Raw genomic sequence first — 19926 nt, 5'->3', positions numbered from 1 at the left:
CTAATAGCCGAAGATCCGCAGTGTATGCTGTGGATCTTTTATGTTTGAAAAAACTAAAAAATTTCGTATTTTCGTCTTATTATAGGCATGCGCACAAATGAGTTACGATTTAGAACAAGAGAATAAAGAGATCCTGGCGAGATATAAGGACCTGATTTCTAACACATACAGAACGTTGGATGAGGAAAATAATAAACTCATCCGGAAGGCATTCGATATCGCTTTGGATGCCCACAAGGATCAAAGGAGAAAATCCGGAGAACCTTATATCTACCACCCTATTGCTGTTGCTAAAATTGTAGCAACAGAGATTGGTCTGGGAGCTACTTCCATTGCCTGCGCACTTTTGCATGACGTAATTGAAGATTCCGATTATACTTACGAAGATCTTAAAAAAATCTTTGGAGCAAAGATCGCCAGTATCGTGAATGGATTGACTAAGATCTCCATCATGAACCACCAGAATATCTCTGTACAGTCTGAAAATTACAGGAAACTTTTATTGACTTTATCCGAGGATTTCAGAGTTATTCTGATTAAAATTGCGGACCGTCTTCATAACATGAGGACACTGGAAAGTATGGCTCCGGATAAGCAGAAAAAAATCGCTTCAGAAACGGTTTATATCTATGCTCCGATGGCCCACCGCCTTGGATTATATAACATCAAATCTGAGCTGGAAGACCTTTCTTTAAAATACAATAGCCCCGAAGTATACAACGAGATCACAGAAAAACTGGAACTCGCCAAAGAAAGCCGTGAAAGATATATTGAAGAATTTAAAAAAGAAGTATCTGAAAGACTGCGTGAAGAAGGCTTAAACTTTAAAATCAAAGGCCGTGCAAAAGCAATCTCCTCTATTTACAGAAAAATGCTGAAGCAGGGAGTTTCTTTCGAGGAAGTTTTTGATAACTATGCCATCAGGATCATTTACAAATCAGATGCAAAAAATGAAAAATTTCTTGCATGGAAGATCTACTCTATCGTTACGGATGTATACCACAGTAACCCGTCAAGAATGCGTGACTGGATTACACAGCCTCGTTCTACCGGATACGAAAGTTTACACTTAACGGTTTTAGGTCCGGACAGAAAATGGATTGAAGTCCAGATCCGTTCCGAGCGCATGGATGAAATTGCTGAAAAAGGGGTTGCAGCCCACTATAAATACAAAGAAGGCTATAAACAGAGTTCTGATGACAGAAACTTTGAAAAATGGGTTACCGAAATCCGTGAAGTACTGGAACAACAGCAGAACCTGTCTACTTCAGAGCTTTTGGATAATATTAAGCTTAATTTATACTCCAAAGAGGTATTTGTGTTTACCCCGAAAGGAGAAATTAAAATCCTGCCCACCAATGCTACTGCCCTGGATTTTGCCTTTTCAGTCCATTCCGACTTAGGGATGAAATGTCTGGGAGCTAAAATCAATGGAAAACTGGTTCCCATTTCCTATATCCTTCAAAACGGAGATCAGGTAGATATTCTTTCATCACAGAATCAGAAACCAAAATCTGACTGGCTGGAATTTGTAGTGACTTCAAAAGCCAAGTCAAAGATCAAAAGTTATCTGAACTCTCAGAAAAACCAGTTGGTAGAAGAAGGAAAAGAAATTCTGCAAAGAAAACTTCGTCATGCCAAAATCAATTTCAATGATGATGAAATTAATAAACTTCAAAAGTTCTTTAATTTAAAATCTTCTCAAGAGCTGTTTCTTAAATTCCAAAGCAACGAACTGGATGTAAGCAGCTTGAGAAAATATATTGAAAGTAAAAACGTATTTAATAACTTACTGTCAAGATTCAGAAAATCTCCGGCAAAAAATCAGCATTTCGAGGAACCGAAAGAGGAAAACCTTGACATGATTATCTTTGGAAAAGATGAAGAAAAGCTGAATTACAGCTATGCAAAATGCTGTACAGTAATCCCAGGGGACAAAATTTTTGGATTTATCACCATTTCAGACGGAATTAAAGTTCACAGTGACAGCTGCCCGAATGCCATCAATCTGAGAGCGCAGTATGACTATCGTGTCATTCCTGCTAAATGGGTAAATGCTGAAAGCTTCAAAAACAGAGTAAAAATTGAAATTGAAGGACTTGACAGAATGGGTATGATCAATGATATCACCACCGTCATCAGCGGAAGTATGGGAATGGATATGAAAAGTCTCTCCATTGAATCTAACAACGGTGTTTTCACAGGAAATATCATCCTCGAAGTTAAAAATAAAGGCCAGTTGGAAGAAACTTTCAAAAAGCTTAAAAATATTAATGGAGTTTCAAGAGTGAGACGACTACAATCATAAACATGAATTTATCTCTTTATTTTAAAAAATTTTTCAACAACAGCCAGTCTTCAGGAATTATTCTTATTTTCTGTGTACTTGTCTCATTGATTATTGCCAACTCATCTGCTGCAGAGAACTTCCAGCATTTTTTAGACAAGGAAGTCGGCACCCATTTTTTTGGACTCGAATATCCTGTCAGCATTTGGATTAATGACGGACTGATGGTCGTATTCTTCCTTCTGGTAGGCCTTGAAATAAAACGGGAACTTGTAGAAGGTGAACTTTCATCTTTCAAAAATGCATCACTTCCCATTTTTGCAGCTGTAGGCGGAATGCTTGTTCCGGCCGTGGTTTACAGTATCTTCAACACCGGAACAGAATACAGCAATGGCTGGGGAATTCCTATGGCTACAGATATTGCTTTTTCACTGGCAATTATTTCGATGTTGGGTAAAAAGATTCCTAATTCTATCAAGATATTTTTAGCAGCATTGGCTATTGTAGACGATCTTGGAGCTATTCTGGTAATCGCAATCTTCTATACTGAACAAATTCACTGGAGCTATCTCCTACTGTCTTTTGGAGTGACTGCCCTACTGTTTATCTTAAATTTTTTAAAAGTAACCAAAACTATATTTTATATCATCCCCGGACTGTTTTTGTGGTATTTCCTTCATCACTCCGGAATTCACGCCACGATAGCAGGTGTTTTACTTGCGTTTTCAATACCTACCAACGCTTCCAATGTAGAAATATCACCATTGGAAAAACTGGAGCATCAGCTTCACATTCCGGTAAGCTTTCTGATAATGCCTATATTTGCTTTAACGAATACCAATATCACTTTTTCCAGTGAAATGGTTACCGGTGTTACAAGTACATTAGGATTGGGTATTATTTGCGGTTTGGTATTGGGTAAACTGGTTGGGATCAATCTGTTTTCACTTATTGCTATCAAATTAAAGCTCAGTTCTCTGCCCCAAAACAGCAACTGGCTTCAAATGATTGGTGTAGGTCTGTTGGCCGGAATTGGATTTACCATGTCCATTTTTATTGCATTACTTTCTTTTAAAGGAGAAATTCCTATTCAGGATGAAGCGAAATTTGCTATTTTGATTGCTTCATTTATAGCTGCTATTGCAGGATTTACCATTTTAAGTATAAGTTCAAAAGAAAATCCTGAACTGGAAGAGAATTAGTCTTTCTTTCGGGTTTCCAGCTTTCTTCTATGTTCTTCATCACCATCAAAATCAGGTTCTGTAATCTGGGTGTGATAGTGTATGGTTTCTCTCTGGATTTCATCAGACAGCAGTTTTTCTATTCTGAGCTTTCTGATGGCCATATTCAGTTCATTTCCGAATAAAAGCAGATATACATTCACATTCACCCAAACCATCAGCAGAATCATACTTCCGATAGATCCGTAAAGAACGTTATACCGTGCAATATCCTTTACATAAATGGCAAAAATATAAGTAGTAACAACGAACAGTATTGTAGTTAAAATAGCACCCGGAACCGCCTGACGGAATCTTGTAATTTTTACGGTTCCCAGCCAGTAAAATAAGGTCAGAAGGATAAAATAAAAAAGAGGAAAAGAAACGAATCCAATAATACTGGAAAGGTTATCTACAAGCCAGGAAATATCATAAGCCGGTGTAAAAAGCTTCATCACAACCTCCACATAATACACCCCGAAAAGTGCTAAAAAAACAATAGTGATAAAGCCTATTGTGATAAAGAATGAAAGAATAAACTCCTTTACGTCACTCAGTTTTTCATCCGTATTTTCATTAAAACCATTGATCAGGGAAAATGTACCATTCGTAGCAAAAACAAGCGCCAGAACAATGGTGAGATTACTGATTCCTCTCATATTTGGGATAATATTACTTTCTATATATCCTCTTACATCCCCTTCCATATTAGAAGGGAAAACATTATGCATCAGTACATCAAAAATATAGAACTGCAGTTTATCATAATGCGGCATATAGGGCAAAACGGAAAGCAGAAACAGAATAAACGGAAAAAGACTTATCGTAAAGCTCCAGGAAATGGCAGCAGCTTTTCTACCAATTTTTCCTTTGAAAATCCCGGAAATATAGATCTGAAACATCTGCCAAAGCGATATTCCCAAAACAGGAATATGGATGCTGTCAAAAAACTCTTGAATTTTCAAAATAAATTTAGGAACCTTTACACTCATCGATCTGTTTGTCTTTATACAAATGTAGGGGAATTAAATTAAATAGGGAAAAGATAAAAGGTGATAGGTGGCAGGTAGGAGTTTAGTAGGTAGCAGGGGGATACTCTGTGAAATAGTAATGAAGGTTCATTGAAGTCAATGGTGAATTTTGCTTCGCAAGTGAATGGTGAATTTTTGAAGAGAGTATCAGAAGCCAAGATATAACAATCTAAACAAAACCAGCAACAAAGACAACCAACAACTAGCAACAAAAAAACAAAAACAACCAGCAACCAGAAAACAAGCAACATTAAACATTAAACCCAAAACTTTGAACATTACCCTGTGAAGCCCTATCTTTGCACTCTGAAACTTCTTACAATGCGAATCAGTTTACTTTGTATCGGTAAAACAGACGATAAAGAAATTACATCGTTAATAAATTACTATCTCAACCGTTTACCTAAACACTGGAATTTTGAAATCACTGAAATCCCGGATGTTAAAAATGCCAAAAACCTGTCCCCTGATCTTCTTAAAAAGGAAGAAGCCAAATTGTTTTTAAATCATATCGACAAAAACGATCTGGTAGTGATTCTTGATGAAAAAGGAAAACAGTTTACCAGCCGTGAATTTTCGCAGAAAATTGATACCTGGATGAATTCTTCTGTGAAAAAAGTACACATTCTGATTGGAGGAGCTTATGGCTTTTCTGAAGACATGTACAGCAGAGCAAATGAAAAAATGTCATTATCCAAAATGACATTTACCCACCAGATGATCCGCCTGTTTATTGTTGAACAACTTTACCGCGCTGATCAGATTCTACAAGGCAAGCCTTATCATAACGATTAATACAAAACCCTTCCGATTCAATTCAGAAGGGTTCATATTTCTTTAAGTTTATCGTTTTTCTGTCTATTGAAATCAGTTATTTCAGACCGATCTGTCTTTTTGCTTCTCCCACCACAAAAGCAACGGAATTCGCAATATTAAAACTCCTGATCAGTTTAGACATAGGAATTGTAAGATGGTTTTCAAAACGGTCCAGAACCTCTTTACTCAGACCCACACTCTCCTTTCCAAAAACCAGCCAGTCTCCATCCTGAAATTCGGTTTCCAGATATGATTTTTCAGCATGTGAACTCATTAAAAAAACGCGGGACTTATCAGGAATCTGTTGAATCCATTCTTCAATATCAGCATATTCAGAAACATCAAGATGCACCCAATAATCCAGCCCGGAACGCTTTAGGTTTTTATCATTAATTACAAATCCAAATGGATGAACCAGGTGTAATCTGCTTTCGGTTCCTACACATAATCTTCCGATATTGCCTGTGTTATTAGGTATTTCGGGTTCTACAAGAACAATATTCAACATCTTTCTTTTCTTTATTCGTTTTTAAAACAGTTAACCAGATTTTGGTATTTTAGTTTGGATTTATTATAAGGATTAAAATGTCAACTTATTTCTTACCACATTTAGCATAGGAATCTGTAAGCACTGCTTTTTCGTAGCCTAAAGTAACTGCTTTATCCAGATTTGCACAGGCTTCCTTAAGTTTGGAGGTATCCAGCAGAATCATAGCTTTGCTCACATAGGATTGTGCAAATTTCGGATCTATTGAGATGGCTTTATTGGCATCGGTAAGTGCTTCTTTATATTTTTTCATTTTAAAATACACATCAGCACGGCCGTTGTAAAGCAAAGATTCCGGTTTTTCAGAAATAAGTGTATTATAATCTTTTAAAGCGCCATCAAGGTCACCATTATTTTTTTTCAGATTGGCCAGCCCTGTTTTAGCAAAAATATTATCTGGTGCAAAAGTCAGAATTTGGTTAAGATCTTTGATAGCAAGATCCTTTTTCCCCTGACTGTCATAGATTTTGGAACGGGTAAGGTATAAATCCGGAGTTTCAGGATTCACTTTCAATCCTTTTTCTACATATTCCAGTGCTTTTATCTTATTCCCCTTCTGACTGTAAAGCGATGAGAGGTTAACATACACTGAAACCGACATAGGGTTTGCCTTTAAGGCAGAATCATAAGATTTAAAAGCCTGAGTGGTCTTCCCCAGCCTTCTCTGAGCGGTCCCGAGATAATCATAATATTCCGACTGAAATTTTTGAATCTGCTCTTTTTCTGCCAGTTTTAAGTATTGCTCTTCTGCACACTTATAATCAGCTTTCTTAAAACAGTCTTCAGCCAGTTTTTTATCCTGGGCATAAAAATTAAGGGAAAAACAAAGGGAAGTTACTAATAATAAAGTTTTTTTCATGAGGTTATAGTTTGTTTATTGATCACTTTTTTGGCGAGTGCCCCAAATATCACTCCCAATAAAGATCCAACAAACGCCCCCACCAAAATATCAATTGGGAAATGCACTCCTAAATAGATTCGGCTATACGAAACAACCAGAGCCCATGCAAATATAGCATAAGGAAACCATTTAATCTTCTTTTTCAGTAAAATACCTAAATAAGTTGCTAAAAAGAAGGTATTGGAGGCATGAGCAGAATAAAACCCAAACTGCCCGCCACATTTCACAATTCTCATATGATGTTCCAAAGTAGGGTCATGGCATGGCCTTAACCTCGCTACCCCGTATTTGAAAATATTGGCCAGCTGATCAGAAACCATAGCCCCAAGTCCTATAAATATGAGAATAAAAACTAAAGTTCTTAGTTGATAATTTTTGTATAAAAAATAAAGAAAAATAATATAAAGAGGTACCCAAATCCAGGTACTTGAAATCAGCATCCAAAACTGGTCGAAAGATGAATCGCCCAGATTATTAAGGTACAGAAATACCTTTTTATCTTCCTGAATGATCTCCTCCATAATTATCTGCTTACAGGTCCTTCATAAGTCTCATCATCAGCCGGTTTCGGTTTGGGAGGCTCATTAGAAGCAAGAGAACCAGGTTCCGTAAGAATATCCTTTTCGATATCTTTCATCGGGTTGAAATCTTTCGCAGCATCTTTTACCTTTTCAATCTCACGCTTTATTTCAGAAACAGGATTATCTGTTTCTTTCATAATTTCAGTTTTGATATCTTCTACTGCTCCACGCATTTTTCTCACGCCTGCACCTAAGTCACGCGCAATCTGAGGCAGTTTATCCGGTCCGAATAATACAACGATTGCAATGGCAATGAGTGCCATTTCTCCAATGCTTAATTCCATGCCGTAAAATTACGAAAGATTATTGCATTTATGGATGGTAAACTAAAAATTTAAACAAATTTTAAGATTTTATAATAAAGCTCAAGATTCAAGGTTCAAAGTTCAATATTTAATGTTGTTGGTTGCAAGTTTATTTTGTTGCAAGTTTATTTTTTGTTGCTGGTTCTATTTAGATTATCATTATCTTGATTTTTGGTTTTTAATTCTTGGTTCTAGAATCTCCCCTCAAGAATTCACCATTCACTTGCGAAGCAAAATTCACCATTGATTTCAAAAACCCTTCATTACTACTTCACAGAGTGTTCCCCCTGCTATCTGCTACCTGCTACCTGCTACCTGCCACCTATAAATTAACAAATACTTAATTCAAAACAATGAGAATTACATAACAATTCTGTATATTTATAATGCACAACCAAACAAATATATAGTATGAAAAAACTAGTGACTACTTTTAAAGTTTTCGCCGTATTATCGGTATTGGCACTCAGCAGCTGCCAGAATGAAAACAACGAATTGAACCAACAGGAAACAGTTCAGGCAAAAATAACCGTCGATGAACTGAAAAAGGAGATCACTCCTCTTTCCTCTCAAATTGTTCCTGAAGCAGTACAGCTTCAACTGAATGAATCCGGAAAAAACCTTGAAACTTATCTGAAAAATGATCTGCAGATTGCAGAAGTGAAGGTATTAGGAAAAATTTCAACTCAAAAAAGCATTGATCTTTCTAAAAGCCTGATCACAGGTAAAGATCAGTTTATTGCAACAGGAAACATCATGGATCCTTCTTCAGTAAAGATTGGAAAAATTGGAGATTTATATAGCGGAGATGATCTGACAACAGCCCAACAGGGACTAAAAGAAGCTGTAACTGAAGAAGTGAAATCCGGAACTAATGTTATGGAAATAACGTGGAGCGGCAAAAACGGAAAGTTTACTACATTGTGTTTTTACAAAGATTCAGGGATTATCTGGGATAATGTTTTCGGAGGTCTTATTATGATGGATCCACGTGGAAATTCTGAAGCTTCCAACAACAATCAGGCGGCAAAAGTAGTTTCTACCTGGTATAAACAATGGTGGACAGCAAACTGGCTATGGGGTTCCAAGAGAGGGGAAGCCGGGTATCAGATTACCATTTATTATTCAGGTTCTACGGTTTCCAATGCGGATGTAAGTGATTGGGGATATATCAGTTTAGGAAAAGCAAAAAGTGAAAGTAAGATTACAAAGAGAACAGGAGCTTATGGACAATGCCGTTATGCGCTGGGACTTTGCACGCCTACCGGCTCTTTAAGCTTTAACAGCAATAATTTCTCTGTATCATTCTCAGGATTGGGCAGTAATATTGTAAGTAACGGGACAAAATCCCTTTATCCATAATTTTCATAAAAATCAGATTTCAAAAAGAAACGGGAAGCCAGACAGCTTCCCGTTTTTATTATATACAAAGATTATATTTTATATCCTGTAAACTTCGGCTTTTGATTTCAAAGCCTCTACTGCATTTTCTTTTAGACCAAAAGTATTCATCAGTATTTCATACAACTGCATATCATTTTCTATAGATATGGATTCTTTTTCACCATGATCAGACCGGATATTAAGGACATGGTCTGTATAGGTATAACGGGCATTCTCATCTACTTTTGAAAGGATCAGTTTGTTTTTAAAATGAGAATCCGGATGAGTAGACAAATACCAATTAGAGATAGTAAGATCAATGGGCTCTACATGTTCCAGTATGAAGCGGTACACCGGGAACCATTGTTCTTTCAGCATCCAGAGGGTATAGGTGTCTTCTTTATGGGAGACTTTAAATATTCCGTTGGGTGTTTGCTGTGGTTCTTCTTCATTTAAAAGGATCGGTGCTGTAAGCGTAGCAGTCCCAAATCCACAGTCCGCAATATACTTTTCACCTCCAAAATCAACGATCAGTAATAAATGAGTCTGTGCCGCAACGCTGTCTTCCTGCCTCCCCCACACTACTCTTCCAAGCTGTAATTTTACATTGAATCCTAAATGTTTTAAAACTTCGCTTAAAAGGAGATTTTGTTCATAGCAATATCCGCCTCTTGATTCTGTAACCAATTTTTTGAAAACATCCTCCAAATTCAGAGAAGGAACTGTTCCTGTGTAAGAGTCAATATTCTCAAAAGGAATATGTTTAGGATGAAGCTGGTGTATTGTTTTCAATACCTCCATGCTCAATTCCGGAGTTCCGGTGAAATGAATCCGTTCAAAATACTTTTCCAGGTTTAATGTATTCATAATTTATTTTGTGTTTAAAAAAGCAGAAAGACTACTTCTGTAAAATTATTGAATAGATTGCACCCTGACCTATATATATGTTCGGAATAGAACGAATCTATCGTCTCTAAAAATCCTTTATTTTTTCTTTTCCTTTTTTCTGAAATGCAGAATAGGTAATCACAACACTGACTGCCATTAAAATAAATGCTAAAAAGAAAGGGGCACCTGAAAATTTAAATGGCGCTTCATCATGCGTAAAAAAGTAAAACAAATTCGTCATCATCGGAGGCCCGATAATAGAAGTTGCACTCATTAAACTCGTCAACGCTCCCTGAAGTTCACCCTGCTCATTGGAAGGAACACTTTTTGTGATGACAGACTGTAAAGCCGGCCCACAGATCCCTCCTAAACAATAAGGAACTAAAAATACAAACATCATCCATCCTTCAGAAGCAAAAGCAAACAACAGCATTCCTACTGCGTAAAAAGCCAGTCCGTAGTAAATACTTTTCTGCTCTCCAAGCCTTGGAGTAGTCCATCTGATAAGCCCACCTTGTACGAGACCAACCAATAAACCTACTACCCCTAATGAAATCCCCACCATTCTTTCTGTCCAGTTGAACTTATACATCGTAAAGAAGCTCCAGTTACTCTGTACAGCATGACCTGCAATATAAATCAATATTAAGGAAAGAATAAGCCCAGAAATTTCAGGGTGTTTACCTAAAAACTTAAATGAACCTATAGGATTGGCACGTTTCCAGTCAAACTCTCTTCTTTTATCTTTATCCAAACTTTCGGGAAGTATGAAATATCCATACAGGAAGTTAAGCAGACACAAGCCCGCAGCCGCATAGAAAGGGACTCTGGCTCCATAGTGACCCAGCACACCGCCCAGAACCGGACCTATGATAAATCCGAGACCAAAAGCAGCTCCTATCAGTCCAAAATTCTTGGCTCTGTCTTCATCAGTGGAAATATCTGCAATGTAGGCACTGGCAGTAGTGACACTTGCACCCGTTATTCCGGCAATAACTCTTCCAAGAAACAGCCACCAGATTGTGGGAGCCAATGCTAGGAAAATATAATCCACGGCAAATCCGAAAAGAGAGATCAGGATTATAGGTCTACGCCCATACTTATCACTCAGGTTTCCAACAAGCGGAGAGAATATAAATTGGGTAAATGCATAGGCAAATCCAAGCCAGCCACCATATTTTGCGGCTTCACTAATATCTGCGTGAATAAGTTCCTCAATTAATTTGGGAACAACAGGAATGATGATCCCCCATCCCGTAATATCTATTAGTAAAGTAATAAATATGAAGCCTATAGCCGCTTTTTTCTTTGAATTTTCCATGATGGTGCAAAATTAATCAAATCTTAAAAATAATGGTTCTAAATTTCATTGTATTAAAGAAGTATAACATTAATAATACACTCAATTGGTTTTTTAGTAGTATAAGGAATAAAAAATCAGGTGTTGAACAAAAAAAAGCCTGTTCCAAATTTTTCTTTTGAAACAGGCTTGTATAATCAATTAGAAATCAGTCTATTTAATTGGAATTCAACTTTGTATATAGCATTCTGTTTGTTATGATACATTTAATCAGACAATTTTGTTTTACGGTTACTTTTACCACATTACTGTATTGATAACCGGTAGTATTTCCATTGAGTACAGATCTTACACCTCTACGATAATAAGTAGTCTGTGTCACTGGTGGTGCATCATAAGTAGCCGATGTTGCATTCGTAATATTCACAAATGTTATATTATCCGCTGAACTTTGCCATTGATACTCAGCAGAACCGCTTACCTGTGCCGCTGCAGTCTGAGTAAATACTGCCGGATCGTTACTGATATCCATACACACTGTTTGATCTGCCGAAATCGCCCCAGGGACATTTACAGAGTTTACAAAAAGTCTTCCCACAGTAGAAATTGCCTGGAAGGAACATGTATGGAAACTGGAGTTGGCAACTACACGGTATTGATTATTATTAAATCCTACAGGAACATTACTGATAGTAAGAGTGGATGAAGTAACATTGCTATAGTTCGTACCATTCACCAGATTAGTCCATGTACTTCCGTTGAGAACCTGCCATTGGTAAGTAATATTATCAGGAGTCTCATCTGTAGGCGTATTATTAATCACAGCAGTCATCGTTGTTGATCCGCCTGCAGCCACTGTTTTATCTGAAGGCTGAGACAGATAAGTCATAGGAGCCAGATAATACTCCGAAAGAATATTATACACCCTCATCTGACTGAATGAGAAACCAATCCCTATAGCTTCTCCAAAAGCCAATTGTACTTCGTCCCATGCCGCTGTAGGAATTACTTTAATAATCCGGCGCTCCTGATTATCACCAAAATCAAAGAAGAAATGTCCATTAATACCGGTACGGTAAACTTCCTGTCCATTGTTGTAGAAAACAAAATTTCCTCCATTAAAACTGGGGTTAAAATTGAAACCATCTGAAGCAAAATCAATATACACAGGTTTATTAGCCTGAAAATCGGCGCCATTGGTTCCTACCCCTACATACATACTGCAGAAAAGACCAGCACCTGTACCCGGCTTCAATGAAGCAAATGAATTGACATCCGTATCAGTCATATTACCCGGATTAGCAGCTTCTTTTCCCAATCTGAAACAAAGAAAACCGCCATCACTTGAACTTGATGTATTGGTATCCAATAATCTTCCGCATCCCCCGTTGGGGAGTGTTACCATCTCCTGAGAAGTCATTTTGCCTGATATAAACAGACAGACTGCTATAAGCATATACTGTAATATTGAATTTGTTTTCATCATCGATAATTTTTAAAGTTAATTATACACGGGATACTCACCCCTGAACAAGGATGATCATAAAGACTGTGTGTCTCTTAAAATTATTTGATTACAAATACAATATTCACGAAAGAGCAGGCAGTAGCTGATCCTATAACATCATAGCGAAGTATTCCATTGGCATCAATGCTTACATTGCTTAAAACCGTATTGTCAAAATCAGTCACATAATAATACAGATCTGATGCATTTGCAAAGAAAGGAATTGTACCTGGCGCTCCCGTACTTGAGACTTTCGGGGTAGAAAACTGCGCTTTATAAAGCTGGAATAAGTCTTTTGTTCTTCCTGTACCTAACGTAGAAGTATCAATACTTATAGAAGGCATATAAAAGAATTTAACAATATTCCCACTGATCGGTATCCAGTTTGGACTGGCGGGTGTTCCAATATTCTGGGTCAATGCCTGCCTGTTGAGATCATAAACCAGCAAACCATTAGCTGGAGTAGCTATTGTTGAGAGATCAGAAATCCTAGGGATCAATACACCTTTATTGGTGCCGGTAACATCTAATGCAGAACTTTTATCAGGATTTGGAGTACTAATCCCAACCTGTGCGTAAAGGAAACTGACAGCACATAGTGCCGTAGCAACGAATAATTTTTCGACTTTCATTTTTGTTTTGTTTTAAGTAAATATAAAATAATTTACCACATAAAACTCTTATTTTTTAATAATTTTTAACTAAAACATTTTTTTTATTACAAACTCGCAAAAAACCTTTATTATTCAGCAATTTCACACAAGCAAATTAATCTCCAAAATTTGACTTATTGCCTATAACTCCACTTTACATCAATTTATAAAAAATGAAATTCATAAAAAAATAAAAGAAAAACAGATTTCAGAAACACTAATAAATAATTACATATATAAAAAAAATAAAATAATCATAAATTAAATAAAAAGTCATCCATTTACTATGAAAATGTACAAATAAGCTGTAAAGAGATGCATTATTTGCTATTAGAAATAAAAATTCTTCAAAACGCAGAAGCATGAGTAAGAATAAAAAAGACCGTCTCTTTCGAAACGGTCTTTATTAATTTATTGTAGTTTGTATTACTTTGAAGCAAGTTCTTCTTTTGTAGAAGTGGTTTTTCCATGTACCTCTTCTTCTTTTCCTGTTTTAAGGAAGTCATAAGCAATTGCAGACGCAATAAAGATAGATGAATACGTACCGAACCCAATACCAATTAACATAGCAAACATGAATCCTCTCAAGTTATCACCACCGAAAATGAAGATCGCAAGGATAACCAAAATCGTAGTAAATGAGGTGTTGAATGTTCTACCCAATGTACTTGAAATAGAGTCATCAAACAGACCCGCTAATGTTAAAGATTTTTTCTCTCTCAGGTATTCTCTAATTCTGTCGAAGATAATTACCGTATCATTGATTGAGTAACCCAATACAGTAAGGATTGCCGCAACGAAATCCTGATTGATCTCCATGTTGAACGGCATAAACTTATGAAGTAATGAATACGCTCCCAAAATGATAACAGCATCGTGGAATAACGCTGCAACAGCACCAAGAGAGAACTGCCATTTTCTAAATCTTACCAAGATATAGATGAAAATACCGGCTAATGCTGCAACTACAGCAAGAATACCGTGAGTCTTGATATCATCTGCTACAGTAGGTCCTACTTTCTCAGAAGAAATAATTCCTGAATGATCTTTATCTGCAGATTTGAAATCTTTTAATGTCATGTTTGCAGGTAAGCTGGATTTTAATCCTTCGTATAGTTTCTGCTCAACAGTCTGGTCAGCTTTCAAAGATTCATCTTCAATAAGGTAATCTGTAGAGATTTTCAACTGCTTGTCATTACCGAAAGTTTTAGCTTCTACTGAAGAGTTCTTACCATCCTCTGTCTGGAACATTTTCACTAAGTTGGCTTCAACATCTTCAGCATTTACTGCCTTATCAAATCTTACCACATAGTTTCTACCTCCTGTAAAGTCGATACCATATTTGAATCCATGGATTGCAATAGATGCGATACAAACGATAGTTAAAATACCTGAAATGATATACGCATATTTTCTTTTTCCGATAAAATCGATCCAAGTATTTCTGAAAAGATTTTTTGTAGCACCTGTCCAAACAGAAAGGTGTTTTCCTTTATTCAATCTAGAGAAGATCATTACTCTTGAAATCAATACCGAAGTAAAGAATGTCATCAGGATACCGATTCCTAATGTTAATGCAAAACCTTTAATTGGCCCTGTTCCGAAAAGGAATAGTACACCTGCTGTAAGTAATGTCGTTAAGTGACCATCAACAATTGCACTCAATGCGTGTTTGAAACCGTCTTTGTATGCTTCAAGAATACTTTTTCCTGCGAAAAGTTCTTCTTTAGTTCTTTCATAGATAATTACGTTTGTATCTACCGCCATGGCCATTGTAAGTACAATACCTGCGATACCAGGAAGCGTAAGGGTAGCATCTACGGAATCCATAATTCCGAAAATGTAGAATAGGTTGATTATCATTGCAATTACTGCATAAACACCAGCTCCACCATAGTAGAAAATGATATAAGCAATAATTAATAAGAACGCGATAGCGAATGACATCACACCAGCATCAATAGATTCTTGTCCTAATGAAGGCCCTACAACCGTAGCCTGAACTACTTTTGCACCTGCCGGTAATTTACCTGCTCCTAAAACGTCTACCAATTCTTTAGCTTCTTCCTGAGAGAAGTTACCAGAGATCTGAGTTCTACCGTTCGGGATTGCATTTACAACGTTTGGTGCAGTATAAACTCTACCGTCAAGCGTTACAGCAACCGGCTTACCAACGTTTTTCTCTGTTAATGTTTTCCAGTCTTTTGCTCCTTTGGAATCCATCTGCATATCTACTACTACTCTGCTCAGCTCATCATAGCTGATGTTTGCAGTTTCAACAGCACCGTCTACCGGAGCTTTTTGGTTGATGTTACCTCTGATGGCATATAATACTAAACTTTCAGTATCTGTAGCTTCAGGCTTGTAACCCCACATGAACTGTGTATATTTAATGTTAGCCGGACGTAGAGATTGTCCTACTTTACTGTTTAAAATTTTATTTACAACAGCTGTATCGGATAATTTTACGTTAGCAACACCATTTGTTCTTAATTTGTCAAGCTGTAAAAGGCTCATGAAGTTCACATTCTTTGCCACTCCCATAGAATCTCCTTTTGCAGCAACCATAGTTGTCAAAGTCTGGAAATAAGGCGCAATTTCAGGAACCTGCTGTACTTCCCAGAACTGAAGTTTTGCAGAAGTCTGAAGCATTTTCTTCACTTTATCGATGTCCTTCATACCAGGCATTTCCACAGAAATTCTAGCTGTTCCAGGTACTCTCTGAACGTTTGGCTGCACAGCACCCATTTTATCAATTCTCGTTCTGATTACCTCGAAAGCAGTCCCTACAGATGCATCAATTTTTCTTTTAACAATGCTTTTCACCTGCTCATCAGGAGTGTTGTACTTCACCTCAGTAAGTGTAGTATTTCCGAAAATTTCCGGATCTGCCAACTTAAGGTTTGTTCCTTTAGCTTTGTTAACTAGATCGAATTGCTCGAAAAAGTTATCGATGTAAGCTTTTGTAGAATTCTTCTGTGCTTCATCAGTTTTGTTTAAAGCCTCAATAAGAACAGGATTTGTAGAATAATTTGTTAAATCATTCACAAGGTCTCTCTGGTTGATCTCCAAAAGAACGTTGATCCCTCCTTTCAAGTCAAGACCAAGTTTCATTTCCTTGTCTTTGGCTTTAGTGTAATAAAGTTTTGTGAATCCTAGATTCAAAGTATCCTTAGAAAGTCTAGCAATTTCTTTCTGATACTTCTCCGGATTGTCTCCTGCAATAGCAGTTGCCTGCTTTTCAATTTTGCTGGCGTACCATGTTGGTAATAGCTCGTTTAAGCAAATCAACCCTAGTACAATAGCGACAATTGTAATAAGTCCTTTTCCTTGCATTTTGTTATAACTACGTTAAATTAAGTCGGCAAATATAATGATTTTCTTGTATTTTATGAATTTTTAACAACAGAAATGGTTTATTTTCAGATATATTGGTATTCTGAGTTCTATTTAAGATTTAACAATTTTTTCATAGTATCATAATGAAGTCTTCAAAATTCGATTGGTACAAAATTTTCATTCAATTTATCAACGCACTAACTATCAAAATATTATGAAAAAATTACTTTTTACCCTTAGTATTTTTTCTTCCTTAATTGCTAATTCTCAAAGCATTAATTTGGAAGAATTTGCCACGGGACTTACCAGCCCGGTAGAGATTACAAACGCCAATGACAGTCGGCTTTTTGTTGTTCAGCAGAACGGAATTATTAAAATTATTCAACCCAACGGGACTATTAATCCCACCAATTTTCTGAATATAGGTTCAAAAATTATTTTTGGCGGTGAAAGAGGTCTTCTGGGACTTGCATTTCATCCACAGTACCCTACTAACGGGTATTTTTTTGTGTATTATAACAATCCGGCAGGGAATATCATCGTCGCAAGATATAGTGTCAGTTCAACTGATCCTAACGTAGCTGATTCTGCTTCTGAAAAAATCCTGCTCAACATTCCCAAACCATTCGACAATCACAATGGAGGAAGTATCCATTTTGCTCCAGACGGAAAATTATGGATCATCACCGGAGACGGGGGAAGCGGCGGAGATCCGAATAATAATGCCCAAAATAAAAATGTACTGCTTGGAAAAATGCTGAGAATAGATGTGGATGCAACCGGGCCTTATAATATCCCACCGGATAATCCTTTCGCAGGAACGGTAACTGGAGCTGATGAAATATGGGCTTATGGCCTCAGAAATGCATGGAAGTTTTCCTTTGACCTGACTACAGGAAATGCGATGATTGCAGATGTAGGTCAGGGAGCAATAGAAGAAATCAACAAAATGCCAATTACCCAGGCTGGCTTAAACTATGGCTGGCGCTGTTATGAAGGCAATACCGCCTATAATACGGCAGGATGTGCAGCTCAGTCTACAATGACCTTTCCTATTGCCGTTTATGATCATTCAGGCGGAAAATGTTCTATCACGGGTGGTTATGTTTACAGAGGAACTCAATATCCGTCGCTTCAGGGGAAATATTTTTTTGCAGACTACTGCTCTACCCAGATCGGAATTCTGGATAGTAATAATGCCATCACTTGGACGAGTCCTTATTCCGGAAATAATTTTTCTACTTTTGGAGAGGATTACCAGAAAGGACTGTACGTAGCTGCGGTGAACAGTGGGAAAGTTTTTAAAATATCCACAGGGACTTTAAGTACTCAGGAAAATACGTTAGGAACCATAAAGGTTTATCCTAATCCTGCTTCAAAAGAAATTTTCATTGATGGCGTTACAGATAAAAAGACAACATTGGAAATTATCAGTGCAGAAGGTAGAAAAGTATTGGAAGCAGATAAAATCTCTAATGGAAAAGGAATTAATATTTCAGGAATACCCGCCGGCGTTTATTACATTAACCTGAAATCCGGAGAATTGAAGTCTTATAGCCAGAAATTGATTATCAAATAATACTATTCTGTTATAAATGCAGACGAAACGCTAAGATTTTTAAATTCTAAGAAAAAGGTCGCAAAGGCGTTTCACTAAGTAGAAGAAGCTTGCTAAACGCAGTGGCCTTGCGAACAAAAAAGATCAATCAGTATTATAAAATCTTTGTGAACATAACTCTTAATGATAAAATCAATTTTAAAGCAATAAAAAAGCGGTTCAGATCTGAACCGCTTTTCTTTATATTGTCATTGAGAAAATCCTTGTTTCAGGCTTATTTCTCATCATTCTCAGGTCAAAAACCATCGCTACGTTTCTTGTGAAGGCTCTTCCGGCTTCTGTAATTTTCACTTCAGTTCCATTAATTTCTACCAGTCCGTCATTTTCCATTTCTTTCAACATTTCCAAGGCATTTTCAAGCTCTGGGAAAGAATTATTGATATCAAAAGTTGTTTCAAGCTGACACATCAAATTTAAGATATGTCTTCTTAAAATCAGATCTTCTTCACTCAGAACGTGTCCTTTTACAACAGGAATTTCACCTTCTTCAACCATTTTCTGATATTCTTCAACCGTTTTTACATTCTGGGCAAAAGCATACCATGAATCTGAAATAGCAGACATTCCAAGTCCTACCATCAGCTGGGTTTTGCTTGAAGTATATCCCATGAAATTTCTGTGAAGTTTTTTATGAATCAAAGACTGATACAGATCATCATGTTCCAGAGAGAAATGATCCATCCCTACTTCAATATATCCTAAATCCTGAAGCAGTCTTTTACCATCTTCGTACAAACGGCGTTTTTCTTCTCCACTTGGCAGGTCATTTTCATCAAAACCTCTTTGCCCAACTCCTTTTACCCACGGAACGTGTGCATAAGAATAGAAGGCAAGCCTGTCCGGTTTCAGCTCCATTGTTTTTCTGATCGTGTGTTCCATCGCTTCCCAGTTCTGATGTGGCAGTCCGAACACAAGGTCATGGCTGATTCCTCTGTACCCAATTTCCTTTGCCCATTCTGTAACATTTTTTACGTTTTCAAAAGGCTGGATTCTATTAATTGCTTTCTGAACCTTAGGATCATAATCCTGAACTCCAAAGCTTACTCTTCTGAAACCAAGGTCATATAAAGTCTGAAGATGCTCTTTTGTTGTATTGTTAGGATGTCCTTCAAAAGAGAATTCCGGATGTTCCGCAATGTCTACAGTTGAAAAAATCCCTTCCAACAATGTTTTTAAATTCTCAGGAGAAAAAAACGTGGGAGTTCCGCCTCCTAGGTGTAATTCTTTTAATTTAGGTTTTTCGTTGAAAAGGTCAAGATAAAGTTTCCACTCTTTCAAAACACTTTCCAGGTAAGGTACTTCAACACTGTGTTGTTTGGTAATACGTTTATGACATGCACAGAACGTACACAAAGCCTCACAGAAAGGTAAATGGATATAAATAGAAATCCCCTCCTCTGCATTACTTTCATGAAAAGACCTGATTACCGTTTCCTTCCATTTTTCCGGTGAAAATGTTGATTCATCCCAATATGGAACGGTAGGATAAGAAGTGTAACGCGGTCCGGGAATATTATACTTATCTATTAAAGAGTTCATTTTGAAATTTA

16 protein-coding genes are annotated in these 19926 nt (G+C 37.0%); 5 read left to right on the top strand and 11 right to left on the bottom strand.

Annotated elements, in window-relative coordinates:
* The first annotated feature begins 97 nt into the window (after window positions 1-97).
* Complete coding sequence (locus FW780_RS17420; protein ID WP_149834936.1) at window positions 98-2308, top strand: RelA/SpoT family protein; 2211 nt, start codon at window positions 98-100, stop codon at window positions 2306-2308.
* A 2-nt stretch (window positions 2309-2310) separates the two neighbouring features.
* Window positions 2311-3489, top strand: coding sequence for a Na+/H+ antiporter NhaA (nhaA, locus tag FW780_RS17415; protein ID WP_149834935.1), 1179 nt, complete (start codon window positions 2311-2313; stop codon window positions 3487-3489).
* On the opposite strand, the gene FW780_RS17410 is transcribed toward nhaA, so the two are convergent.
* Window positions 3486-4499 (bottom strand): YihY/virulence factor BrkB family protein, encoded by a 1014-nt coding sequence (locus FW780_RS17410; RefSeq protein WP_149834934.1) that lies wholly within the window; start codon window positions 4497-4499, stop codon window positions 3486-3488. The genes nhaA and FW780_RS17410 overlap by 4 nt on opposite strands.
* A 360-nt stretch (window positions 4500-4859) precedes the next feature.
* Here FW780_RS17410 and FW780_RS17405 point away from each other — a divergent pair, with 360 nt between their 5' ends.
* On the top strand, window positions 4860-5333 hold the full coding sequence (locus FW780_RS17405) for a 23S rRNA (pseudouridine(1915)-N(3))-methyltransferase RlmH (RefSeq protein ID WP_149834933.1): 474 nt from the start codon (window positions 4860-4862) through the stop codon (window positions 5331-5333).
* 76 nt (window positions 5334-5409) lie between these two features.
* On the opposite strand, the gene FW780_RS17400 is transcribed toward FW780_RS17405, so the two are convergent.
* The 4 genes from FW780_RS17400 to FW780_RS17385 all read right to left on the bottom strand — a co-directional run bounded on the left by FW780_RS17400 (window position 5410) and on the right by FW780_RS17385 (window position 7667).
* Entirely contained in the window at window positions 5410-5862 is a 453-nt protein-coding gene (locus tag FW780_RS17400) for a tRNA (cytidine(34)-2'-O)-methyltransferase (protein WP_149834932.1), read from the bottom strand.
* 85 nt (window positions 5863-5947) lie between these two features.
* Window positions 5948-6760 (bottom strand): tetratricopeptide repeat protein, encoded by an 813-nt coding sequence (locus tag FW780_RS17395; RefSeq protein ID WP_149834931.1) that lies wholly within the window; start codon window positions 6758-6760, stop codon window positions 5948-5950.
* Window positions 6757-7323 (bottom strand): phosphatase PAP2 family protein, encoded by a 567-nt coding sequence (locus FW780_RS17390; RefSeq protein WP_149834930.1) that lies wholly within the window; start codon window positions 7321-7323, stop codon window positions 6757-6759. The genes FW780_RS17395 and FW780_RS17390 overlap by 4 nt, the downstream gene beginning before the upstream one ends.
* A 2-nt stretch (window positions 7324-7325) precedes the next feature.
* Complete coding sequence (locus tag FW780_RS17385; RefSeq protein WP_047383575.1) at window positions 7326-7667, bottom strand: Sec-independent protein translocase subunit TatA/TatB; 342 nt, start codon at window positions 7665-7667, stop codon at window positions 7326-7328.
* 432 nt (window positions 7668-8099) lie between these two features.
* On the opposite strand from FW780_RS17385, the gene FW780_RS17380 reads away from it, so the two are divergent.
* A complete protein-coding gene (locus FW780_RS17380) occupies window positions 8100-9050 on the top strand; it encodes a hypothetical protein (RefSeq protein ID WP_149834929.1) in 951 nt (316 codons plus the stop codon).
* A gap of 78 nt (window positions 9051-9128) precedes the next feature.
* On the opposite strand, the gene FW780_RS17375 is transcribed toward FW780_RS17380, so the two are convergent.
* The 5 genes from FW780_RS17375 to secD form a co-directional block, all read right to left on the bottom strand.
* Window positions 9129-9938 carry an arylamine N-acetyltransferase family protein gene (locus tag FW780_RS17375; protein ID WP_149834928.1) on the bottom strand — a complete coding sequence of 270 codons (810 nt, stop codon included), beginning with the start codon at window positions 9936-9938 and terminating at the stop codon, window positions 9129-9131.
* Window positions 9939-10044: 106 nt separating this feature from the next.
* Complete coding sequence (locus FW780_RS17370; RefSeq protein WP_149834927.1) at window positions 10045-11280, bottom strand: TCR/Tet family MFS transporter; 1236 nt, start codon at window positions 11278-11280, stop codon at window positions 10045-10047.
* A gap of 196 nt (window positions 11281-11476) precedes the next feature.
* A complete protein-coding gene (locus tag FW780_RS17365) occupies window positions 11477-12742 on the bottom strand; it encodes a hypothetical protein (protein ID WP_149834926.1) in 1266 nt (421 codons plus the stop codon).
* Window positions 12743-12825: 83 nt separating this feature from the next.
* Entirely contained in the window at window positions 12826-13398 is a 573-nt protein-coding gene (locus FW780_RS17360; protein ID WP_149834925.1) for a hypothetical protein, read from the bottom strand.
* A 447-nt stretch (window positions 13399-13845) separates the two neighbouring features.
* Window positions 13846-16755, bottom strand: coding sequence for a protein translocase subunit SecD (gene secD, locus FW780_RS17355; protein ID WP_149834924.1), 2910 nt, complete (start codon window positions 16753-16755; stop codon window positions 13846-13848).
* Window positions 16756-16972: 217 nt separating this feature from the next.
* Between secD and FW780_RS17350 the strand changes: the two genes are divergently transcribed.
* Window positions 16973-18337 (top strand): PQQ-dependent sugar dehydrogenase, encoded by a 1365-nt coding sequence (locus tag FW780_RS17350; RefSeq protein WP_149834923.1) that lies wholly within the window; start codon window positions 16973-16975, stop codon window positions 18335-18337.
* 219 nt (window positions 18338-18556) lie between these two features.
* Here the strand turns inward: FW780_RS17350 and hemN are convergent, their stop codons facing one another.
* Complete coding sequence (gene hemN / locus FW780_RS17345) at window positions 18557-19915, bottom strand: oxygen-independent coproporphyrinogen III oxidase (protein ID WP_149834922.1); 1359 nt, start codon at window positions 19913-19915, stop codon at window positions 18557-18559.
* Between the last annotated feature and the right edge of the window lie 11 nt (window positions 19916-19926).

It is taken from the genome of Chryseobacterium sediminis, assembly GCF_008386505.1.
GTDB classification, from domain to species: Bacteria; Bacteroidota; Bacteroidia; order Flavobacteriales; family Weeksellaceae; genus Chryseobacterium; species Chryseobacterium sediminis.
Note: the sequence above shows the minus strand (reverse complement) of the source record. Positions and strands in the feature narration are given on the sequence as shown.